We start from the raw sequence: 17,180 nt of genomic DNA, 5'->3' as shown, positions 1-17,180 counted from the left end.
TAAACACCAAGTCACCGTATTAATTTTAGGTTCTGTTACCAAACGTTATTTATTCAAAGAGTCTTCCTTTCTTCTTTTCTGCTATTAAATAATCAAATATAGCAGCCCACATAATTATTGATGCAATCACTTGATAATCTCGATGAATTATATGCAAAAAGATTAAAACCCCTACAGTATATCGTGTAATTACCCAGGCAAGTTTCAAATAATCAAGTCGCTTTTTAATTGGCTTATTCAAGAAGCTAAAAAAGTATGTTGTCATTATTCCTATAAATCCAACTATTAATATCAGATTACCAGTTATAAATTGAAATTCCCAATGTAAAATTTTTAATAATGCTCCTATCATTATAAGAGCCATTATACCTTTTATAACTCTGAAGTATTTGGTTTTTATAAATGTTCCATTCAACAGTAACATAAAGATTCCAGCAATTTCTCCTATCCACAAACCCCTGTCAAGCCATATTCCAGCGTTTATATTCTCCGTCAAAATTGAGGAAGCAAACGATGCTCCAGCTATTATTAATCCAATAATAATTATAATGACATAGTTAAAATTGCTTTTCATAATGTTTGGTAACGGTTAGTGTATGAAACGTAGCGTGAAAAAAGACACTAGATTTTCGGATTAACACAGAGCCTAATTTTTATGTTTTGCTTTTAATTTTTCTCTTTTTTAAAAGCCAAATTAAAAATTTGGCGGACTTTCTAAATATACACAAACCTTCCGGTCTAGCACTTATTAGCTATGTTTTATACACCGTGTTGCCCACAGTATTTTAATTTGTTAATGTCAATTCAATTGCTAACTGATTATATTTATTTCTATATTTTCTCATAGCTTTATTATTGTTTTTCCAGGCTTTTCTCCATTTCCCTTGATTTAATCTCCAACTATTTTCATTAGTTTCAGTAGGAACAGTTCCAATTGCAGGTTCGTAAGAAGTTCCAATTAATTTTTTCCTTGAGCCTTCCATTGTATAGTTATATTCGTGTTTGTTTTCTTCTATTATCAGCCATTCAATCGCAACAAAAAAACCTTTGTTGGGAAATTCTATATTTAATTCGGAAAGGTCAATTTCCGTTGTTTTTTTTCCTTTTTTAGCTATTCCAATTATATTTTCATTATAAATATAATTTTCAGGTTCTCCATTTACATTTACTCCATAAAGTCTAATATTAAACTTTGAATTTTTGACGTCACTATTTGTCAATATTCTTAACTTTTTAAGATAAGGCGTTCTTTCATATTTTTCGTTATAGGCAAAAAATTTAGCTGAAATCCAAGGCTGTTTTCCGCAAGCGAAATAAGTATTGATTTTAGATTTTTTAAACTCTCCAATTGTCAACTCTTGAGATGATTTTTTAGAATTGATAATAATTTCGTCTAATTCAGTTATTAATGGTTTTAACTCTAAAATATTTTTTATCGAATCGGATGATATTTTTTTTGTTTCAAATCCGATTGCAGAAAACAGAATGATTTTAGTGTCATCAATTTCCAATTCAAATTCTCCATTTTCGTTTGATGTTGTTCCAATGTTTTCATTTTCCACCCAAATATTTACATAAGGTATTTTTTCTTTCGTTTCACTGTCAATAATTACTGATTTTAATTGACTAAAACAAAAGTTTGAAATTAGTAGGACTATGATTGCAGGTAGTTTTTTCATATTGTGGGCAACGTTTAGGCTATGGTTAGTACGGGAATTAAAAGTAATGAATTTCTGACTAAGCACTTAGCCAAATCTTTTTATTTTGTTTTATCTTTTTTGTTCTAAAGCCAAATCCAAAGATTTGGCGGACTTGATTAAAAGTTCTAAACTTTGGGTTAAGCACCAAAACCCGCATTTTTTATAGGTTTTGTTAGCATTAGTTTTCTTTTTTAGGGGTAAGGAAATATAGTCCAGTTATAAAAACTAAAATTGTAGCATCAAGGATATAAACAACTCTATTGCGCTCTTCAACTTTTTGGATTTCGTTTTCCAAATCTTTTATTAATTCATTTTTTCCTTCAACTTTTATTTTGTTTTCGGAAAGGAGAATTTTGATTTTCTCCGAAGCAGTGGAGTAATTATCTTCAGAGTGAAGTTTATAACTCACATATCCCATTCCAATTGCACTCAGAATAAATAATAAACGTATTATTTTCATTTACGTAATTAATGCTAACGTTAAGTATAAGAAACGTAGGGCAGTTGATAAACATTTACTTTCGGTTTTGCACGAAGCTAAAGCTTTTGGTTTTGATTTATTTTTTTCTTGTCCAAAGCTAAATCCCAAAGATTTAGCGACTTCATAAATATACACAGACCTTTCGTTTTCACCCTAAAGTCCGCATTACGTTTAGGCATTGTTGGCAAACGTTTTTATATTATATCAATTATATCTGCATCGCTTTGTTCTTGTTCTGCAATATTTTTTTTAATATTTTCTATCCAAAATTGACCTCTTTTTTTAATTAACTCTATTGATTTATCGACACTTTTTTTAGTCACTATTTCTTCGTCTTTTGATTTTGGAAACACAAACGTGTTTGTATTTTCGCCAATTAATATGATTTTAGGTCTATTTTTATCGCAAAATTCATCATGAATTAATTCTTTGCGTAATCCTGGTTGCATCAAGTCTGCCGTTATCAAGAATGTTTTACATACGATATCGTATTTTTGATTTATATCAAATTCTTTGCTTGAATCAAGATTTTTGAATATCGATTCTAAAATTGGAATAGCAACTAATTTCATCATTGAATTGTAATCCTGTTCCCCTAATAAGGCAAGAAAATGATGATTGTTTATAAGATAAAAATATTCCTTTTCTATGATTGATTTTATTTTTTTAAAAATCAACTCTTTATTTTGGTCACTTAAATTACTAATATAGTTTGCAGAAAAATATTCTTGCAATGACCTATGAGGGAAAGTATAATCAAGTCCCTCTTTGTTTAAAATCCCGATAGCTACCTGTAAATCTTCAATGAGATTTTCATTATCAAATTTTAAGTTTTTCTTTTTTTCTTTTATGATATTTAATTTTTGCTCTAAATATTTAACTTGAAAAATAAATTTTTCTTCAAAAAAGGAAATGAAACTAAATAATCTCAAAATATCTTCAAAACCATCTTTAGGTAAACCAGATATTTTTTCTCTAACATAGGAAAGTTTAGAAACACTATCATGAACAGAATAAAGAGTATCAAAAACCTGCTTGTAAAAATCGCTTCTTTTTTTAGGTATTTCAGAGTAAGATTGAAAAGTTAAAATGAACATTGAAAGGAGAAGGGGGTTACTTAAAAATGTCCGATAGGACCTATTATCTATTTGGCTAATAGCTTTAATTATTTTTTCTGCTAATTCTTCCTCACTATTGGATATTTGTTTTTTAACGAACGCCGGGATTTCTTTTTCATCTAAATCGCAAACGGTATAGTTAGAAAATAAAGGTAGTGTGTCAATGTTTGTATAAGGACGTGACGTGATTAAGTAAGCATTTTTGGGAAATCTACTCACGAATTGGTCAATCTCCTGTGTAATTTTTTCCTTTTTACTTGAACTTATCTCATCATAACCATCAAAAAAGAAAACAAATGATTCTGCTCCAAGTAACCTGTCTATTATTTGAGAAGTAAATCCAAGCTTGTGAAAGAGAAATATTTCATTATAGATGTAATCAGTAAATGAATGTTTATATTCATTTAAATATCTCAGTTCTATTTTGATAGGTATTTTATAACCTGATTGAACAGCGTTTATGAAAAGATATTTTACTATTGTGCTTTTCCCACTTCCTGCATTTCCAATGAGAGTTATGTAATTTGATTTTTTGAATAATTTGGAAACGTCTTCAGTTGGGATTTTCTTTATTTTAGAAGGAATTTTCCTAATATCTTTCTGTTGAGCTATATGTAAGGGCTGATAAAATTCGGTTAATTTAATTGGTTCGGACCTATGTAATAATGTTTTTGTAAAATAATTTCTTTTGAATTCACTAGCTTGATATTCCAGTATTCTATTTTTCGCAACTTGTTTTAATTCGCTTCCAATTGATTTTAAAAGTGTATTGACTGGAGTTTCTAATAAGCTTGTAAATTCTTTTATTTCCATAGTGTTTTTTTTCTTTTAAATGTTTGCCAACGGCTAGGCTAAGCGTAGTGCGGAGGCAAGGAAACTTTTCGTTTCCGTCTTCGCACGAAGCTAAAGCTTATTGTTTAGGTTTATTTTTTCTTGTCTCAAGCTAAATCCATAAGATTTAGCGACTTTATAAATATACACAGACCTTTCGATTTTGACCTAAAGTCCGCATTACGTTTAGGTTTTGTTGTGAGCAGTTTTTATTTCAACTCGAGTTGGATTTTCTTCTCAATCTTCTCTAGGTAATCAGATTCATTTTCCGCATTTCTAAATCCTTCCCATTCCGATTCAAACAAATCATAATATCTTTCGTTCATTTTTTTAAAATCCGAGGGTTTATAATAATCAACACTTCCAGCTCTTAGGCTATCTACTTCTCTTGCCATTTGCCTCCGGTAGATTTCTAGAAGGTCAAATTTGGCTTGTGAGACTCTAAGATTAAAACTGTCGGAGGTATCAGATACATATGATTCTTTAGGTATAAAAACTGTTTTGGACCTAAATAAAATGGGGTCGTCTACATTGTAGCGGGATGAAAGTCCGACTTTAGCATAAAGCCCTTCTTTATCTATAGTATTTGAGAAATCCTCCCAACTCAATTTATTTGATTCGGTCCAGACTATCTTATCTCTCAAAGTCCAATATTCAAGAAAATCATAGTAATAGCCCATTAAAAAAATTCTGAAAACTATAAATCCAGAAATTATTAAAAATCCAATTATTAGGGTTTTCTGAATCCTATTCATATGATTTTAAATTGCTTACAACTAGTCAGTAACCTCATTTTATTGCGTTTATTCCACATATATGGCTAAGTAAACGCAGGTTTTACAATTCTAGTTGTTTGTTTGGTTGCTATTTTTCTCACAATTTATAATTATTTTCTGTACTACAATTACGGAAATGTGTAATTAGCCCAATTTTATGTATAAAATGCACTAAAATAAACCCATTTTGTACTTTTGTTTGTAGGTATTTTATCATTTTTAAGCGACTACAAACATTTACAACCGAAAGTAAGCACTTTGTAACCGTATAAAGTTTGGTTGCGGTTTTAGGTTTGCAGTGCCATTGCAATAGTGCTTTGGTAGTAGTAACTGTTAAACATTAAAACACACATAGTATGAACGCACTTAGAAACAGAGTACAGTTAATTGGGAACTTAGGTAACGACCCAGAAATTATGAACTTAGATGGTGGTAAAAAACTTGCACGCTTTTCTGTAGCTACAAACGAGACGTATAAAAACGCTGCTGGCGAAAAAGTAACAGATACCCAATGGCACAATGTTGTTGCTTGGGGTAAAACCGCAGAAATTGTAGAGAACTATTTAACTAAAGGAAAAGAAATTGCCTTAGAGGGCAAATTGGTAAATAGATCTTACGAGACCAAAGAAGGAGAAAAAAAATACACTACAGAAATTAATTGTAACGAGATTTTAATGCTTGGTAAAGGATAATAATTACATAAACACTAACTAAATAAAAAGGCTTTCTGGGTTAAACTAGAAAGCCTTTTTTGTATTACATATTTTTGTGTAAAGCTAGTTGTATGCGCTTACGTGCAACATCTACCTCTAAAACTTTTACAATAATTTGTTGTTGTAAACTAACGTGCTCGTTTACATCTTTTACAAAAGTAGTAGACATATTAGAAATATGTATTAAGCCACTTTCTTTAATGCCAACATCTACAAAGCAACCAAAATTTGTAATGTTATTTACAATACCAGGTAGTAATTGCCCAGGAACAAGGTCTGTTATAGATCGTATATCTTGATTAAAAGAAAATACTTTAGCTTTTTCTCTAATATCTAAGCCAGGCTTTTCTAGTTCTTTTACAATATCTTTTAATGTGGGTAAACCAATAGTATCTGTGCAATATTTTTCTAGATTTACTTTTTGTAAGGCTTCTTTGTTACCAATTAAATCTTGAATAGATATTTTTAAATCTTTTGTTATTTGCTCTATAATGCTATAACTTTCTGGATGCACGGCAGAATCGTCTAACGGGTTCTTTGCATTTTTAATTCGTAAAAAGGCAGCACCTTGCTCAAATGCTTTTCCGCCCAAACGCGGTACTTTTTTTATAGCTGTTCTGCTTGTAAAAGCACCATTTTCGTTTCTGTAGTTTACTATGTTTTCGGCTAATTTTGGTCCAATTCCAGATACATAACTTAATAAAGAAGTACTTGCTGTGTTTACGTTTACACCAACTGCGTTTACGCAACTTTCTACAACAGTATCTAAAGATTGTTTTAGTTTAGTTTGGTCTACATCATGTTGGTATTGCCCAACACCTATAGATTTTGCATCTATTTTAACCAATTCTGCTAACGGGTCTGCCAGTCTACGGCCAATAGAAACAGAACCACGTACGGTAACATCATAATCTGGGAACTCGTCTCTAGCAATTTTAGAAGCCGAGTATATAGATGCGCCTGCTTCGCTAACCACAAAAACTTCTAATGGGTTTTTAAATTGTATGCGTTTAACCAATTGTTCGGTCTCTCTAGATGCAGTACCGTTCCCAATTGCTATGGCTTCAATTTTATAAGCATCTACTAAAGAGCTGATTTTTTTAATTGCTTCTGTACTTTTGTTTTGTGGTGCATGCGGATAAATGGTTTCGTTATGCAACAAATCTCCTTGTGCGTCTAAACAAACCAATTTACAACCTGTTCTAAAACCAGGATCTAAGGCTAATATTCTTTTTTCGCCTAAAGGAGAACCTAATAGTAATTGTTTTAAATTTTTAGAAAACACAGCTATTGCTTCTGTATCTGCCTTTTCTTTAGCATTTTTTAAAAGCTCGTTAGACAAAGAGGGTAGTAGTAGCCTTTTGTATGCATCTTGTATGGCAAGTTCTATTTGTTTGCCACAAGCATTGTTGTTTTTTATAATTCTACTTTCAATTTTATCTAAAGCTCTATCATTATCTATTTCTATTTTAACACGAATAAAACCTTCTTTCTCTGCTCTTAAAATAGCTAGTAATCTGTGTGAAGGAGATCGTTTTAAAGCCTCACTCCAATCAAAATAATCTCTAAATTTTTGCGCTTTTTCGTCATCTTTTTTAGTGCCAATAACTTTGGTGGTAATTAGGGCGTAATTTTCAAGCTGATAACGTATACCGTTTCTAATATCGCTACGCTCATTAATCCATTCAGAAATAATATGTCTGGCTCCTTCTAAAGCCAAATCTTCATTAACAATAACATCATTTAAATATTTAGAAGCAGTAAATTCAATTTCGTCATTGCGTTGTGCCATTATTATTTTAGCCAAAGGCTCTAAACCGTTTTTAATAGCGGTTTCAGCTTTTGTCTTACGCTTTTTCTTAAACGGAAGGTAAATATCTTCTAAGGTAGTAAGGTTGTCTGTAGCGGTAATTTTAGCTTGGAGCTCTGGAGTTAGCACTCCTTGTTCTTGCATTGCCTTAGCAATGGCAGTTTTTCTTTTTTCTAAAGCTTCAAACTGAGCTTTGTAGGTAACAATATCACCAATTTGAACCTCGTCTAAATTTCCGGTTTTTTCTTTACGGTATCTAGATATAAAAGGTATGGTGCAATCTTGATCTAAAAGCTCTATAGTATTTTTTACACTTAGTTCTGGTAACTGCGTGTGTTTAAGTATATATTTTATCATTAAAAAAGACCTTATAAATTTAGTTTTATAAGGTCTCTAATATATTTAACTCAATTGATTAAATCGAATTTCTATGCTATAAATTTTCTAGTTTTCGCCAGACTGCATTTTAGCATCATTTATCATTTTTTCATTTGGTAAAATAGCAACGTTAACTCTTCTGTTTTTTGCTCTACCTTCTGCAGTAGTATTGTCATTAGTTGGTTGCTCTTCTCCAAACCACTGAGTTGTAAATCTACTAGCAGCTAAACCTTTACCTTCTAGGTAATTTGTTACCGCATTTGCTCTGTTTTTAGACAATGTCATGTTGTAATCTGCAGCACCAGAACTATCTGTGTGGCCTACTACTAATATGTTTGTATCTGGATACTCATTAAATACATTTGCTAATTTATCTAAAGATGCTTTAGAAGCTGTATTTACATTGTATTTAGCTGTGTCAAAAAATACACCACTGTTCTCATCAAAAGTAATAACAATACCGTTATCTACACGTTCTACTTGAGCTCCTGGAATTTCATTTTCAATTTCTTGAGCCTGTTTGTCCATTCTGTTACCAATAAGTACACCAGCACCACCACCAACAACACCACCAATTACAGCACCTAATTCGCTGTTACCGCCTTTACCAATGTTGTTACCAAGTATAGCACCTAAAAGTGCGCCACCAGCAGCACCAATAGCAGCTCCTTTTTGTTTGTTGTTTGCGTTTTGTACTGCTTTACAGTTTGTAAAACTTGCAATTAATACTAGTGCAAATGCACCAGTTGCTATTTTTTTTAATGTAGTTTTCATATGTTTATTTTATATAGTTAATGTTTAATGTGTTTACTACCAGTCTCCTTTAGTAAAGTTCATTGTAATTGTAAATGGTTTGCCATCTACAGATAAAGTCTGTGACCAGGTCATATTAGACTCTGTTAATAATGTAAGTGATAATCTAAAACCAACATTGTTTTGACTTTTACCTTTAGCATCTGTTGGCTTAAGTAAAAAATCGTATAAGCCTGTAGTTTCATCAATTTCTTGAATCGTAAAAATAAAGTCGCGCTCTCCTGTTGGGCAACTAGCATTGTTTATGCTGTATTTACCAGTATTATTGTTTGGGATAAAAGACCAGTTACTACCCTCAAAACAATCTTTAGATACATCGTTTAAAAGAGTTACATTATATGTGCCTGCTTCACTATAAGAAATGTTGCTAAGTGTCCATTCTCCTTTAATTACTTTTTTAGATGTTCTAACGGTTTTAGATGCTCCGCAAGAAACTAAACTTACTGCAAATAGTAGTACTATTAATTGTTTCATAATATTTAATTGTTTTGTGTATATACGAAATAAATCAAAAACCAGACCATAACGTAACTCATACGCAATAAAAAGTAATGCATATAAAATGATGTCTAATTTTAAGGTAAAGATACTTGAAGAAGTAGTAATTGTATGTAAATAAAAAGGTAAATTAGATAAAATGCATAGCTTTATGCCACTTTTTTAAGCAAATCAAAACAAGGGCATTTCTTACAACGCTTGTTTTCAGATTTCTTGTATTTATCACAGCATTTACTTTTTACTTTATTGGCGACTTTAGGAGTAGCCTTTTGTAATTTTTTTAATGCCTTTTTCTCTTTTTTCTTATCCTTTTTTTTGCCCATAACTACTTATGCCTAAAAATAGTAAGGCAAAAGTAGTTATTTTAAATTAATCTAAATAAGATTATTATGTTAAACTTATTGTGGGTTTTCTGTAGACGCTGTAGAAATGCTTATTTGCTGTATATCTCTATCAAACAAATACAAACCACCTTTATCATCACCAATAAGGTTTATTTTATCTAGAATAGTACGTGCCATAGCTTCTTCTTCAATTTGTTCAGATACGTACCATTGTAAAAAGTTATGTGTAGCATAATCTTTTTCTTGTAGGCTAATGTGTACTAGTTCGTTAATACTATTAGATACAAACACTTCGTGGTCAAATAATTTTTCGAACATTTCTTTAAAAGAAGTAAATGTAACGTTAGGTGCAGCAAGCTCAGATATTTGTGCGTGTCCGCCACGTTCGTTTACAAACTTTATTAGTTTAAGCATATGGTCGCGCTCTTCATTAGACTGGTCGTACATAAAACCAGCAACACCTTCTAGACCTTTAACTTCTGCCCAACAAGCCATTGCTAAATAAATCTGAGAAGATTCTGCTTCTATTTTTATCTGATCGTTAAGTGCTTTTTCTATATTTTTTGATAACATATTTTTTCTGCTTTTTATAAAATTACAAATTAATTTATTGTTTCGCCACTATTTACACCATCTTCATCTGGGTTCACAAAAACTAATTTTCCGTCCGCATTTTCTGTCATCAAAATCATTCCTTCACTTTCTACACCACGTAAAGCTCTTGGAGCTAGGTTTACCAATACAGTTACTTTTTTACCTACAATTTCTTCTGGAGTAAAGCTTTCTGCTATACCAGAAACTATAGTACGTGTATCTAAACCAGTATCTACCTTTAAAACCAATAACTTTTTAGCTTTTGGCATTTTTTCGGCTTCTATAATAGTACCAACACGCATATCTAACTTTGTAAAATCGTCAAAAGTAATAGTGTCTTTTTGTGGTGTAACCTCTTTGTTCATCTGTAAGTTTGCTTTTTTAGTAGCCTCTAATTTTGCTAATTGTGCTTCAATTTCTTGGTCTTCAACCTTTCTAAATAAAAGCTCAGCCTTATTTATAGTGTGGCCAGCAGGTAATAACACATCTAGTGTAGCAACAGTATTCCATTGTACAGTTGTGTCTGATGCGTCTATGTTTAAAATACTTTTTAATTTAGTTGAAGTAAACGGTAAAAAAGGCTCACTTAAAACGGCTAAAGCAGATGCAATTTGCAAAGCAACATACATTATAGTTTTTACACGTTCTTCATCTTGTTTTATTACTTTCCAAGGTTCTTCGTCTGCCAAGTACTTGTTACCAAGTCTAGCAAGATTCATCAATTCTTGTCCGGCTTCTCTAAATCTATAGCGTTCTAAAGAACTAGAAATTATTTCTGGGTATTTTTTAACCTCAGCTAAGGTAGCCTTGTCTATATCTGTAAATGCAGCAGGTGTAGGTAAAACACCTTCGTAATATTTGTTTGTTAATACAACAACTCTATTTATAAAGTTACCAAAAATAGCAACCAACTCATTGTTGTTACGTGCCTGAAAATCTTTCCAAGTAAAATCGTTATCCTTAGTTTCTGGAGCATTTGCAGTTAGTGTATAACGCAAAACATCTTGCATATCTGGAAAATCTTCTAAATACTCATGCAACCAAACAGCCCAATTTTTAGAGGTCGATAATTTATTACCTTCTAAATTTAAAAACTCATTTGCAGGTACGTTTTCAGGTAGAATAAAGTCTCCGTGTGCTTTTAGCATACTAGGAAAAATTATACAGTGAAACACTATATTATCTTTACCAATAAAATGAAGCATTTTTGTATTCTTATCTTTCCAATAAGGTTCCCAGTCTTTACCTTCTCTAGCAGCCCATTCTTTTGTAGATGAGATGTAGCCAATAGGCGCATCAAACCAAACATATAAAACTTTGCCTTCTCCTCCAGGAACAGGAACAGGAATTCCCCAATCTAAATCTCTGGTTACAGCACGTGGTTTTAAACCGTCGTCTATCCAAGATTTACATTGTCCGTACACATTAGGTTTCCAATCGTTTTTATGACCTTCAAGAATCCACTCCTTTAAAAAATCTTCATATCTATCTAAAGGTAAAAACCAGTGCTTTGTTTCCTTTAAAGATGGTACAGCACCAGAGATAGTAGATTTTGGATTTATTAATTCGGTAGCATTTAAAGTAGAGCCACAATTTTCGCACTGATCACCATAAGCTTCTTCATGACCACATTTAGGGCAGGTACCAATTACAAATCTATCTGCCAAAAATTGTTTAGCATCGGCATCATATAACTGCTCTGTTGTTTCTTCTATAAAGTCACCTTTATCATACAAATTCTTAAAAAATTCAGAAGCTGTATCATGGTGTACTTTTGCAGAGGTACGGGAGTAATTATCAAACGTAATTCCAAAATCTAAGAAAGATTGTTTTATAATTGCATGATACTTATCTATAACCTCTTTAGGTGTAATACCTTCTTTTTTTGCTTTCATAGAAATGGCAACACCGTGCTCATCACTACCACAAACAAAAGCAACATCTTTGTTTGTGCCTCTTAAATAACGCGCATAAATATCTGCAGGAACATAAACGCCTGCCAAATGGCCAATATGTATTGGTCCGTTTGTATAGGGTAATGCCGCTGTAATTGTATATCTGCTTGGTGTTTTAGTTTCCTGTGCCATTTAAATTGAATTAAGCTGCAAAAATACATTTTAGAGCGCAGTTCTAAAGAAAAAGAATGAAATAAATAAAGGAGGTATTGTCAATTTTGTTTGAAAAAGGGGTGTAGAACAACGATAATTTAAAATATATGAGTTATTTTTTAGTTGTTATAGTATAAAAACATAAAGTTATGAGTGGTAAACCAGTACATAAAGACATTTTAAAGTCGGTAAAATTAGATGCAATTGAAGATAATTCTAAAGTTGAAGAGAACTCTAAAATTGAAGATGATGTAACTAGAGTGTATAAAGACAAAAATTATAGAGTAAAAAAGGAATTAAGTTTTAAGACAAAAAAGAACAACTCTAAGTTGGCATAAAAAAACACCCAATACAAAAAGTACTAGGTGTTTTTAGTTGTGTTATATAGTAATGCTATCTAATTAGGATACCATTACAGATTTGCTCATTTTCTGATTTTGAACACTTATTCTATAAATATATTTACCAGTAGCAAGGTTTACAGGTAAACGTTCTCTAATGTTAATTTCTTGTTGCCCCTCTGTAGTCATAGCGTTGTAAACAGTACCTAGGTTCTGACCTAATATATTGTAAATCTGTATGTCTACGTGCGCAGTAAAAGGCATCTCTAAATGAATAGAAGGATTTCCTTTTGTTGGGTAATATGGTTTATGTACAATAACATTTTCTGGTATTGGCTCAGGATCTGTAGGGTCTGTTGGATCTGTACCACCTGGTCCAGGTAAAACAGGGTTTTCATCATCTATAGCAATATCAGGAAAATCTTCTCCGCTACAGCTAAATCCTAAATTAACAGGAGTGTAAGTACGTCCAAGTAAATGCCTTTCTACAGCTTCTCTTGGTACACATAACCATTCTGCTAAAACAGTACCGTATAAGTCTCTAAAATCCATTGTGTACTCTAAATTTCCTCTTCCGTCAGGATCTTCTAAAGATGGGTGATCGCCAATAAAGGCGCTACCGTTTAATGCGGAACCAAAAAATAGCGTAGGGCTAGCTTTACCATGATCTGTACCATTAGAACCGTTTTCATATATTCTACGTCCAAATTCAGAGAACGTCATACTTAAAACTTTATCATCTTGTTCTGTACAGGCTAAATCTTGGTAGAAATCGCTTACAGCAACAGATAAGTTGGTCATTAATTTTTCGTGTGCCAATGGCTGATTTCCGTGCGTGTCAAAACCACCCATAGAAATCATATATACTTTTGTACCTAAGTTACCTTTTATAAGCTTAGCTAAAACTGCTAATTGTTTAGCAAAACTGTTGTCTTGGTACTCTATACCACAACCTAATGCTTCACCACGTTTGTATGCTTCATGTATTTTACCAGAATATTCATAAGTGGTATTTGCTACACCTCTTAAGAATCTAAGTTGATCATCGTACATACAGCCATCAAACAGAGTAGGGTCTAATGAAAAATTATCCCCAGTTTCTGCAATTTTCTCTAATTGATCTATATTACTAGTTACAAAGGCATAATTTGTTTCTTCACCTTCAAAAACTAAACTGCCATATTGACCTATTTGTATAGCTGCAGGAGCTTCTGGTGGATTCATTAAATAATCAGGGAAACAATCTTCAAAATGTCTACCCATCCAACCTGTTCTTTCACCAGTAAAACCTGTAGTGTTTTCTGGATCAGTATTTGCAAAAATATCTGAACCTGTAAAGTGAGAAAGACTTTGTCCTTCGTAACCTACACCGTGTACAGCTTTAAATTGTCCTTCTCCCCACATACGCTCTAACGAGGTCATATAAGAAGGAACTCCAAAATTATCTGTAAGTTTTAATACTTTACTCTCTGGTATATATATGTTTGGTCTTGCATTGGCATACGTATCGTACTGCTCTATTGGTATAACAGTACTTAAACCGTCATTACCACCTGCAAGTCTTATTAATATTAATATTTTTCCGTCTGATTCTGCATCTGCTATTGCTGTTGCTAAAGGCGATTTAGCCGAAGCGTTAAGCACATTACTACCTAGTAGCATAGATCCAGAACCAACCATACCCATTGCTTGTAAAAAAGAACGCCTGTTCCATTTTTTATGCTCTAAGTCATGAGCCTCTTTGTCTGCATGGTGTACGTTAGAATTTGTGTTGCACATAATAAATGGTTATTTTAATTGAAATTCTGGTTGTCTAACAATGTGTAGTAATAATAAATATACTTGGTTTTCTGCTCCTGGATAATAAAGACTCCATGAGCCATCTATTCCACCAATATAATATTGTTCTGGAACATCACTCCTAAATACATCATATGCATTTTGTAATTCATCATCTGCAATACCTTTAGGTAATAGTTTGTCTAAAATTGCCTTGCTTACTTCGTCAGGGTCATTTGTAGTCATACCAGTTGGACCTGTAGCGTCTAGAGCAAAAGTTCTAAATTGTTCAGAGTCGGCATTAAAAGCATTTTGTAAAAACAACTCTGATGATAACCAACGGCCAATCATAAAATTGGTGTTAATCCAAGTTCTGTCTCTGTACCAGCCTTCTACTCCTGGAGGGTTAAATAGTTCTTGACCTATTAATCTACAAATGTTTTCAATACTAGCAATGGTATCATCATCGTAAGAAAACTTTGTTTCGTTTATTAGATTTATATAAATGTCAAACGGACTCTTAATAATAACACCAATAGCTTCTTCGTCAAAAAAGTGTTCACTTTTAAAAAGTTGGGCTAATACAGGTGCAATTTCAAAATCATTAGCTCTAAAAGTAGCAGCTAAGCCTTGTATTATTTCCTCTGCGTTACTGCCTGTTGCATCATCTGAATCTGGATGCACAAAGAATTCATAAAGCTTTTTACAGATAAACCAGCTAATCTCATTTGGTCTTTGTGTAAATAGATTATCTATAACACCATCATAATCAAAATTAGCAGTTTGGCCTAATATAGTTTTACTCTCAGCATCATGCTTTTCTGGGTTAAACGTAATTGGAGTATAACTTTCATCACCTCTTTCTACGTATCCCGTAAGTGCCCTTGCTGTTTCTATAATATCTTCTTCGGTATAGTTGTTTCCTTCGCCCAACGTAAACAGTTCGTATAATTCACGACCGTAATTTTCATTGGGATTGTTACCATTGTTGTAAACACCATCTAGATAATACAACATAGCATCTGTTAGTCCTATTTCACTAACAAATGTTTTAAAGTTGCCAATAGAGTTACGTTGTAAACAATCTACATAACGATATAATAGAGGAGCTGCTCTATAGTTTCTGTATTCTGTAACAAAATGATTGCTCCAAAAGAAACTTAAACGGTCTCTAAGATTATTGGTTACTAAACTTGATATATATAAATTGTAAAATTCGTTTTTTTGCTGATTTAATATAGGATTTCTATCATCACTATCCTCAGGATAATCTGCGCCCGTCCAATTGCCCCAAACAGGAGCAGCAATTTCTGGCATACTAACTGCCTGGGCTATTAAGTTGTCTATATATGCGGATATTGGTTGTCCAATAGCAGCATTTATAGTGTCAACAGAGGCACTAAAACCTAATCTTCTGTAAAGGTGTTCTGCTTTTTGTTTGTCTAGTGAACCACCTATGGGGTTTAGCGATGCAGTGTTGCAATTCACAAAATATGCCATAATTATTGTTGCATTAGTATTATTGGTTATTAGGTCGTGTGTTAACTTTTAACGCTAAAATTTAGCGCACAGTATATTTATGGTTAAAAATTTTAACATAGTTAACTTTATTACCTACGTACAATTTGCAATTTTAGATGATGAAAAGCATTATTTTTCGATGAAATACCGTATTTTGTTAGTTAAACTTTTAAAGTGGGAGCTCATAACGAATTTGGAAAAGAAGGAGAACACCTTGCTATACAGCATTTAGAGAAAAATGGATACACCATAAGACATATAAATTACAGGTATTTAAAAGCTGAGGTAGATATAATTGCACAACTAAATAACACTTTGGCAATTGTTGAGGTAAAATCTAGAAGAAGTGATGCTTTACAGTACATAGCCGAAACTGTTACAGCTAAAAAAATTAAACTTTTAGTGTTGGCTGCAGATCACTATGTAACTGAGTATGATTTAGATGTAGATGTACGTTTTGATATTATCACAGTTCTTAAAAATGATGATAGTTTAAAAATTGAGCATTTAAAAGACGCTTTTTATCATTTTTGAAATCTATAGCGGGTATTTTTAATAATTTAGGATTGTTATATTTAAAACAATTTGTTATTTTTGAGCTTTCAAAAAATATTTTTCATTCTATTAGGTCGAATAAGAATATTTTTTTAACTAAATTAAAGGCAAACAACCAAAACGTTTAACCAAACCCCACTAACGAGATGAAAACAATATCATCAGTAGTAGAAGAGTACATTAAAAAGAAACCTTTTCTGCAAAGCGCTTTAGCACAGAGTATTATTAACTTAACTTCTTTATCTAGAATAATTAAGCCAGAAATTGAATCTGAATTAGGTAAAGACATTAGAAACGGAGCTATAGTTATGGCTTTAAAAAGATTGTCTGACGATCTTGAATTTAGAGCTACACACAAAATAATAAAGGTTCTTAAAAATATAGGTGAAATTACTGTGCGTTCTTCATTAACAGATTTTACTTTTTTAGTATCAGATTCTATTTTAGATAACCAAACAAACTTATTGCGCGAAGTAAATAAAAACAAGGATATTTTTTATACGTCTTCTAGAGGTGTAAATGAATTAAATATTGTTGTAAATAATTCACTAGACGCTACGGTTGAAGAGTTGTTTAAGCACGAAAGATGTACGCAAAAAGCAGAAAACTTGTCTTCTATAACTGTAAAGTTGCCAGCAGAGAATGTTTCTGTACCTGGTATTTACTATTTTATATTTCAGCGTTTAGCTTGGGAAGGTATTGTTTTATATGAAGTTATTTCTACTACAAATGAGTTTACTATTTTAGTAAATGATGAGCAGGTAGATGTAGCCTTTAAAACTATAAAAGATCTAAAGGCTTTATAAGATCTAAATTTTTA

Annotated in this window: 17 protein-coding genes; 4 read left to right on the top strand and 13 right to left on the bottom strand. The window is 32.1% G+C overall.

Annotated features, from left to right (window positions below; all coding sequences use genetic code 11):
• Positions 1 to 49: 49 nt before the first annotated feature.
• The 5 genes from BT107_RS13955 to BT107_RS13935 all read right to left on the bottom strand — a co-directional run bounded on the left by BT107_RS13955 (position 50) and on the right by BT107_RS13935 (position 4,885).
• The gene (locus BT107_RS13955; protein WP_072304438.1) at positions 50 to 574 is read right to left on the bottom strand and encodes a hypothetical protein; all 525 of its coding nucleotides are present in this window, start codon (positions 572 to 574) and stop codon (positions 50 to 52) included.
• Between the two features lie 211 nt (positions 575 to 785).
• Entirely contained in the window at positions 786 to 1,679 is an 894-nt protein-coding gene (locus BT107_RS13950; protein ID WP_072304437.1) for a carboxypeptidase-like regulatory domain-containing protein, read from the bottom strand.
• Positions 1,680 to 1,878: 199 nt separating this feature from the next.
• Positions 1,879 to 2,160, bottom strand: coding sequence for a hypothetical protein (locus BT107_RS13945; RefSeq protein ID WP_072304436.1), 282 nt, complete (start codon positions 2,158 to 2,160; stop codon positions 1,879 to 1,881).
• 215 nt (positions 2,161 to 2,375) lie between these two features.
• Positions 2,376 to 4,112, bottom strand: coding sequence for an NACHT domain-containing protein (locus BT107_RS13940; protein WP_072304435.1), 1,737 nt, complete (start codon positions 4,110 to 4,112; stop codon positions 2,376 to 2,378).
• A 227-nt stretch (positions 4,113 to 4,339) separates the two neighbouring features.
• Positions 4,340 to 4,885 carry a hypothetical protein gene (locus BT107_RS13935; protein WP_072304434.1) on the bottom strand — a complete coding sequence of 182 codons (546 nt, stop codon included), beginning with the start codon at positions 4,883 to 4,885 and terminating at the stop codon, positions 4,340 to 4,342.
• A 377-nt stretch (positions 4,886 to 5,262) separates the two neighbouring features.
• On the opposite strand from BT107_RS13935, the gene BT107_RS13930 reads away from it, so the two are divergent.
• A complete protein-coding gene (locus tag BT107_RS13930; protein WP_072304433.1) occupies positions 5,263 to 5,598 on the top strand; it encodes a single-stranded DNA-binding protein in 336 nt (111 codons plus the stop codon).
• Between the two features lie 64 nt (positions 5,599 to 5,662).
• On the opposite strand, the gene BT107_RS13925 is transcribed toward BT107_RS13930, so the two are convergent.
• From BT107_RS13925 to metG, 6 genes are all read right to left on the bottom strand, one after another.
• Positions 5,663 to 7,786: a Tex family protein gene (locus BT107_RS13925; protein ID WP_072304432.1), complete on the bottom strand. Its 2,124-nt coding sequence runs from the start codon at positions 7,784 to 7,786 to the stop codon at positions 5,663 to 5,665.
• A gap of 87 nt (positions 7,787 to 7,873) precedes the next feature.
• Positions 7,874 to 8,581: a YiaD family glycine zipper/OmpA-like lipoprotein gene (locus BT107_RS13920; protein ID WP_072304431.1), complete on the bottom strand. Its 708-nt coding sequence runs from the start codon at positions 8,579 to 8,581 to the stop codon at positions 7,874 to 7,876.
• A gap of 36 nt (positions 8,582 to 8,617) precedes the next feature.
• Positions 8,618 to 9,094, bottom strand: coding sequence for a lipocalin family protein (locus tag BT107_RS13915; protein ID WP_072304430.1), 477 nt, complete (start codon positions 9,092 to 9,094; stop codon positions 8,618 to 8,620).
• Between the two features lie 173 nt (positions 9,095 to 9,267).
• On the bottom strand, positions 9,268 to 9,441 hold the full coding sequence (locus BT107_RS17555; RefSeq protein ID WP_170854741.1) for a hypothetical protein: 174 nt from the start codon (positions 9,439 to 9,441) through the stop codon (positions 9,268 to 9,270).
• Between the two features lie 75 nt (positions 9,442 to 9,516).
• Entirely contained in the window at positions 9,517 to 10,035 is a 519-nt protein-coding gene (locus tag BT107_RS13910) for a ferritin (RefSeq protein WP_072304429.1), read from the bottom strand.
• Positions 10,036 to 10,064: 29 nt separating this feature from the next.
• A complete protein-coding gene (metG, locus tag BT107_RS13905) occupies positions 10,065 to 12,143 on the bottom strand; it encodes a methionine--tRNA ligase (RefSeq protein ID WP_072304428.1) in 2,079 nt (692 codons plus the stop codon).
• Positions 12,144 to 12,313: 170 nt separating this feature from the next.
• On the opposite strand from metG, the gene BT107_RS13900 reads away from it, so the two are divergent.
• The gene (locus tag BT107_RS13900) at positions 12,314 to 12,502 is read left to right on the top strand and encodes a hypothetical protein (RefSeq protein ID WP_072304427.1); all 189 of its coding nucleotides are present in this window, start codon (positions 12,314 to 12,316) and stop codon (positions 12,500 to 12,502) included.
• A 63-nt stretch (positions 12,503 to 12,565) separates the two neighbouring features.
• Here the strand turns inward: BT107_RS13900 and BT107_RS13895 are convergent, their stop codons facing one another.
• Together BT107_RS13895 and BT107_RS13890 are read right to left on the bottom strand one after the other, a co-directional pair.
• Entirely contained in the window at positions 12,566 to 14,284 is a 1,719-nt protein-coding gene (locus tag BT107_RS13895; RefSeq protein ID WP_072304426.1) for a DUF1501 domain-containing protein, read from the bottom strand.
• A gap of 9 nt (positions 14,285 to 14,293) precedes the next feature.
• The gene (locus BT107_RS13890; protein WP_072304425.1) at positions 14,294 to 15,784 is read right to left on the bottom strand and encodes a DUF1800 domain-containing protein; all 1,491 of its coding nucleotides are present in this window, start codon (positions 15,782 to 15,784) and stop codon (positions 14,294 to 14,296) included.
• Between the two features lie 195 nt (positions 15,785 to 15,979).
• Between BT107_RS13890 and BT107_RS13885 the strand changes: the two genes are divergently transcribed.
• Together BT107_RS13885 and BT107_RS13880 are read left to right on the top strand one after the other, a co-directional pair.
• Positions 15,980 to 16,339, top strand: coding sequence for a YraN family protein (locus tag BT107_RS13885; RefSeq protein WP_072304424.1), 360 nt, complete (start codon positions 15,980 to 15,982; stop codon positions 16,337 to 16,339).
• 167 nt (positions 16,340 to 16,506) lie between these two features.
• Positions 16,507 to 17,166 (top strand): aspartate kinase, encoded by a 660-nt coding sequence (locus BT107_RS13880; protein ID WP_072304423.1) that lies wholly within the window; start codon positions 16,507 to 16,509, stop codon positions 17,164 to 17,166.
• The last annotated feature ends 14 nt before the right edge of the window (positions 17,167 to 17,180 follow it).

The sequence above is a fragment of the Cellulophaga fucicola genome (genome assembly GCF_900119145.1).
Classification (GTDB): Bacteria; Bacteroidota; Bacteroidia; order Flavobacteriales; family Flavobacteriaceae; genus Cellulophaga; species Cellulophaga fucicola.
The sequence above is the reverse complement of the archived record's forward strand: the minus strand, read 5'-3'. Positions and strand labels throughout refer to the sequence as shown.

Bases quoted from the DNA above. Each gene is read 5' to 3' on its own strand.
- BT107_RS13955 (WP_072304438.1), bottom strand. From the start codon at position 574: ATGAAAAGCAATTTTAACTATGTCATTATAATTATTATTGGATTAATA.
- BT107_RS13950 (WP_072304437.1), bottom strand. From the start codon at position 1,679: ATGAAAAAACTACCTGCAATCATAGTCCTACTAATTTCAAACTTTTGT.
- BT107_RS13945 (WP_072304436.1), bottom strand. From the start codon at position 2,160: ATGAAAATAATACGTTTATTATTTATTCTGAGTGCAATTGGAATGGGA.
- BT107_RS13940 (WP_072304435.1), bottom strand. From the start codon at position 4,112: ATGGAAATAAAAGAATTTACAAGCTTATTAGAAACTCCAGTCAATACA.
- BT107_RS13935 (WP_072304434.1), bottom strand. From the start codon at position 4,885: ATGAATAGGATTCAGAAAACCCTAATAATTGGATTTTTAATAATTTCT.
- BT107_RS13930 (WP_072304433.1), top strand. From the start codon at position 5,263: ATGAACGCACTTAGAAACAGAGTACAGTTAATTGGGAACTTAGGTAAC.
- BT107_RS13925 (WP_072304432.1), bottom strand. From the start codon at position 7,786: ATGATAAAATATATACTTAAACACACGCAGTTACCAGAACTAAGTGTA.
- BT107_RS13920 (WP_072304431.1), bottom strand. From the start codon at position 8,581: ATGAAAACTACATTAAAAAAAATAGCAACTGGTGCATTTGCACTAGTA.
- BT107_RS13915 (WP_072304430.1), bottom strand. From the start codon at position 9,094: ATGAAACAATTAATAGTACTACTATTTGCAGTAAGTTTAGTTTCTTGC.
- BT107_RS17555 (WP_170854741.1), bottom strand. From the start codon at position 9,441: ATGGGCAAAAAAAAGGATAAGAAAAAAGAGAAAAAGGCATTAAAAAAA.
- BT107_RS13910 (WP_072304429.1), bottom strand. From the start codon at position 10,035: ATGTTATCAAAAAATATAGAAAAAGCACTTAACGATCAGATAAAAATA.
- metG (WP_072304428.1), bottom strand. From the start codon at position 12,143: ATGGCACAGGAAACTAAAACACCAAGCAGATATACAATTACAGCGGCA.
- BT107_RS13900 (WP_072304427.1), top strand. From the start codon at position 12,314: ATGAGTGGTAAACCAGTACATAAAGACATTTTAAAGTCGGTAAAATTA.
- BT107_RS13895 (WP_072304426.1), bottom strand. From the start codon at position 14,284: ATGTGCAACACAAATTCTAACGTACACCATGCAGACAAAGAGGCTCAT.
- BT107_RS13890 (WP_072304425.1), bottom strand. From the start codon at position 15,784: ATGGCATATTTTGTGAATTGCAACACTGCATCGCTAAACCCCATAGGT.
- BT107_RS13880 (WP_072304423.1), top strand. From the start codon at position 16,507: ATGAAAACAATATCATCAGTAGTAGAAGAGTACATTAAAAAGAAACCT.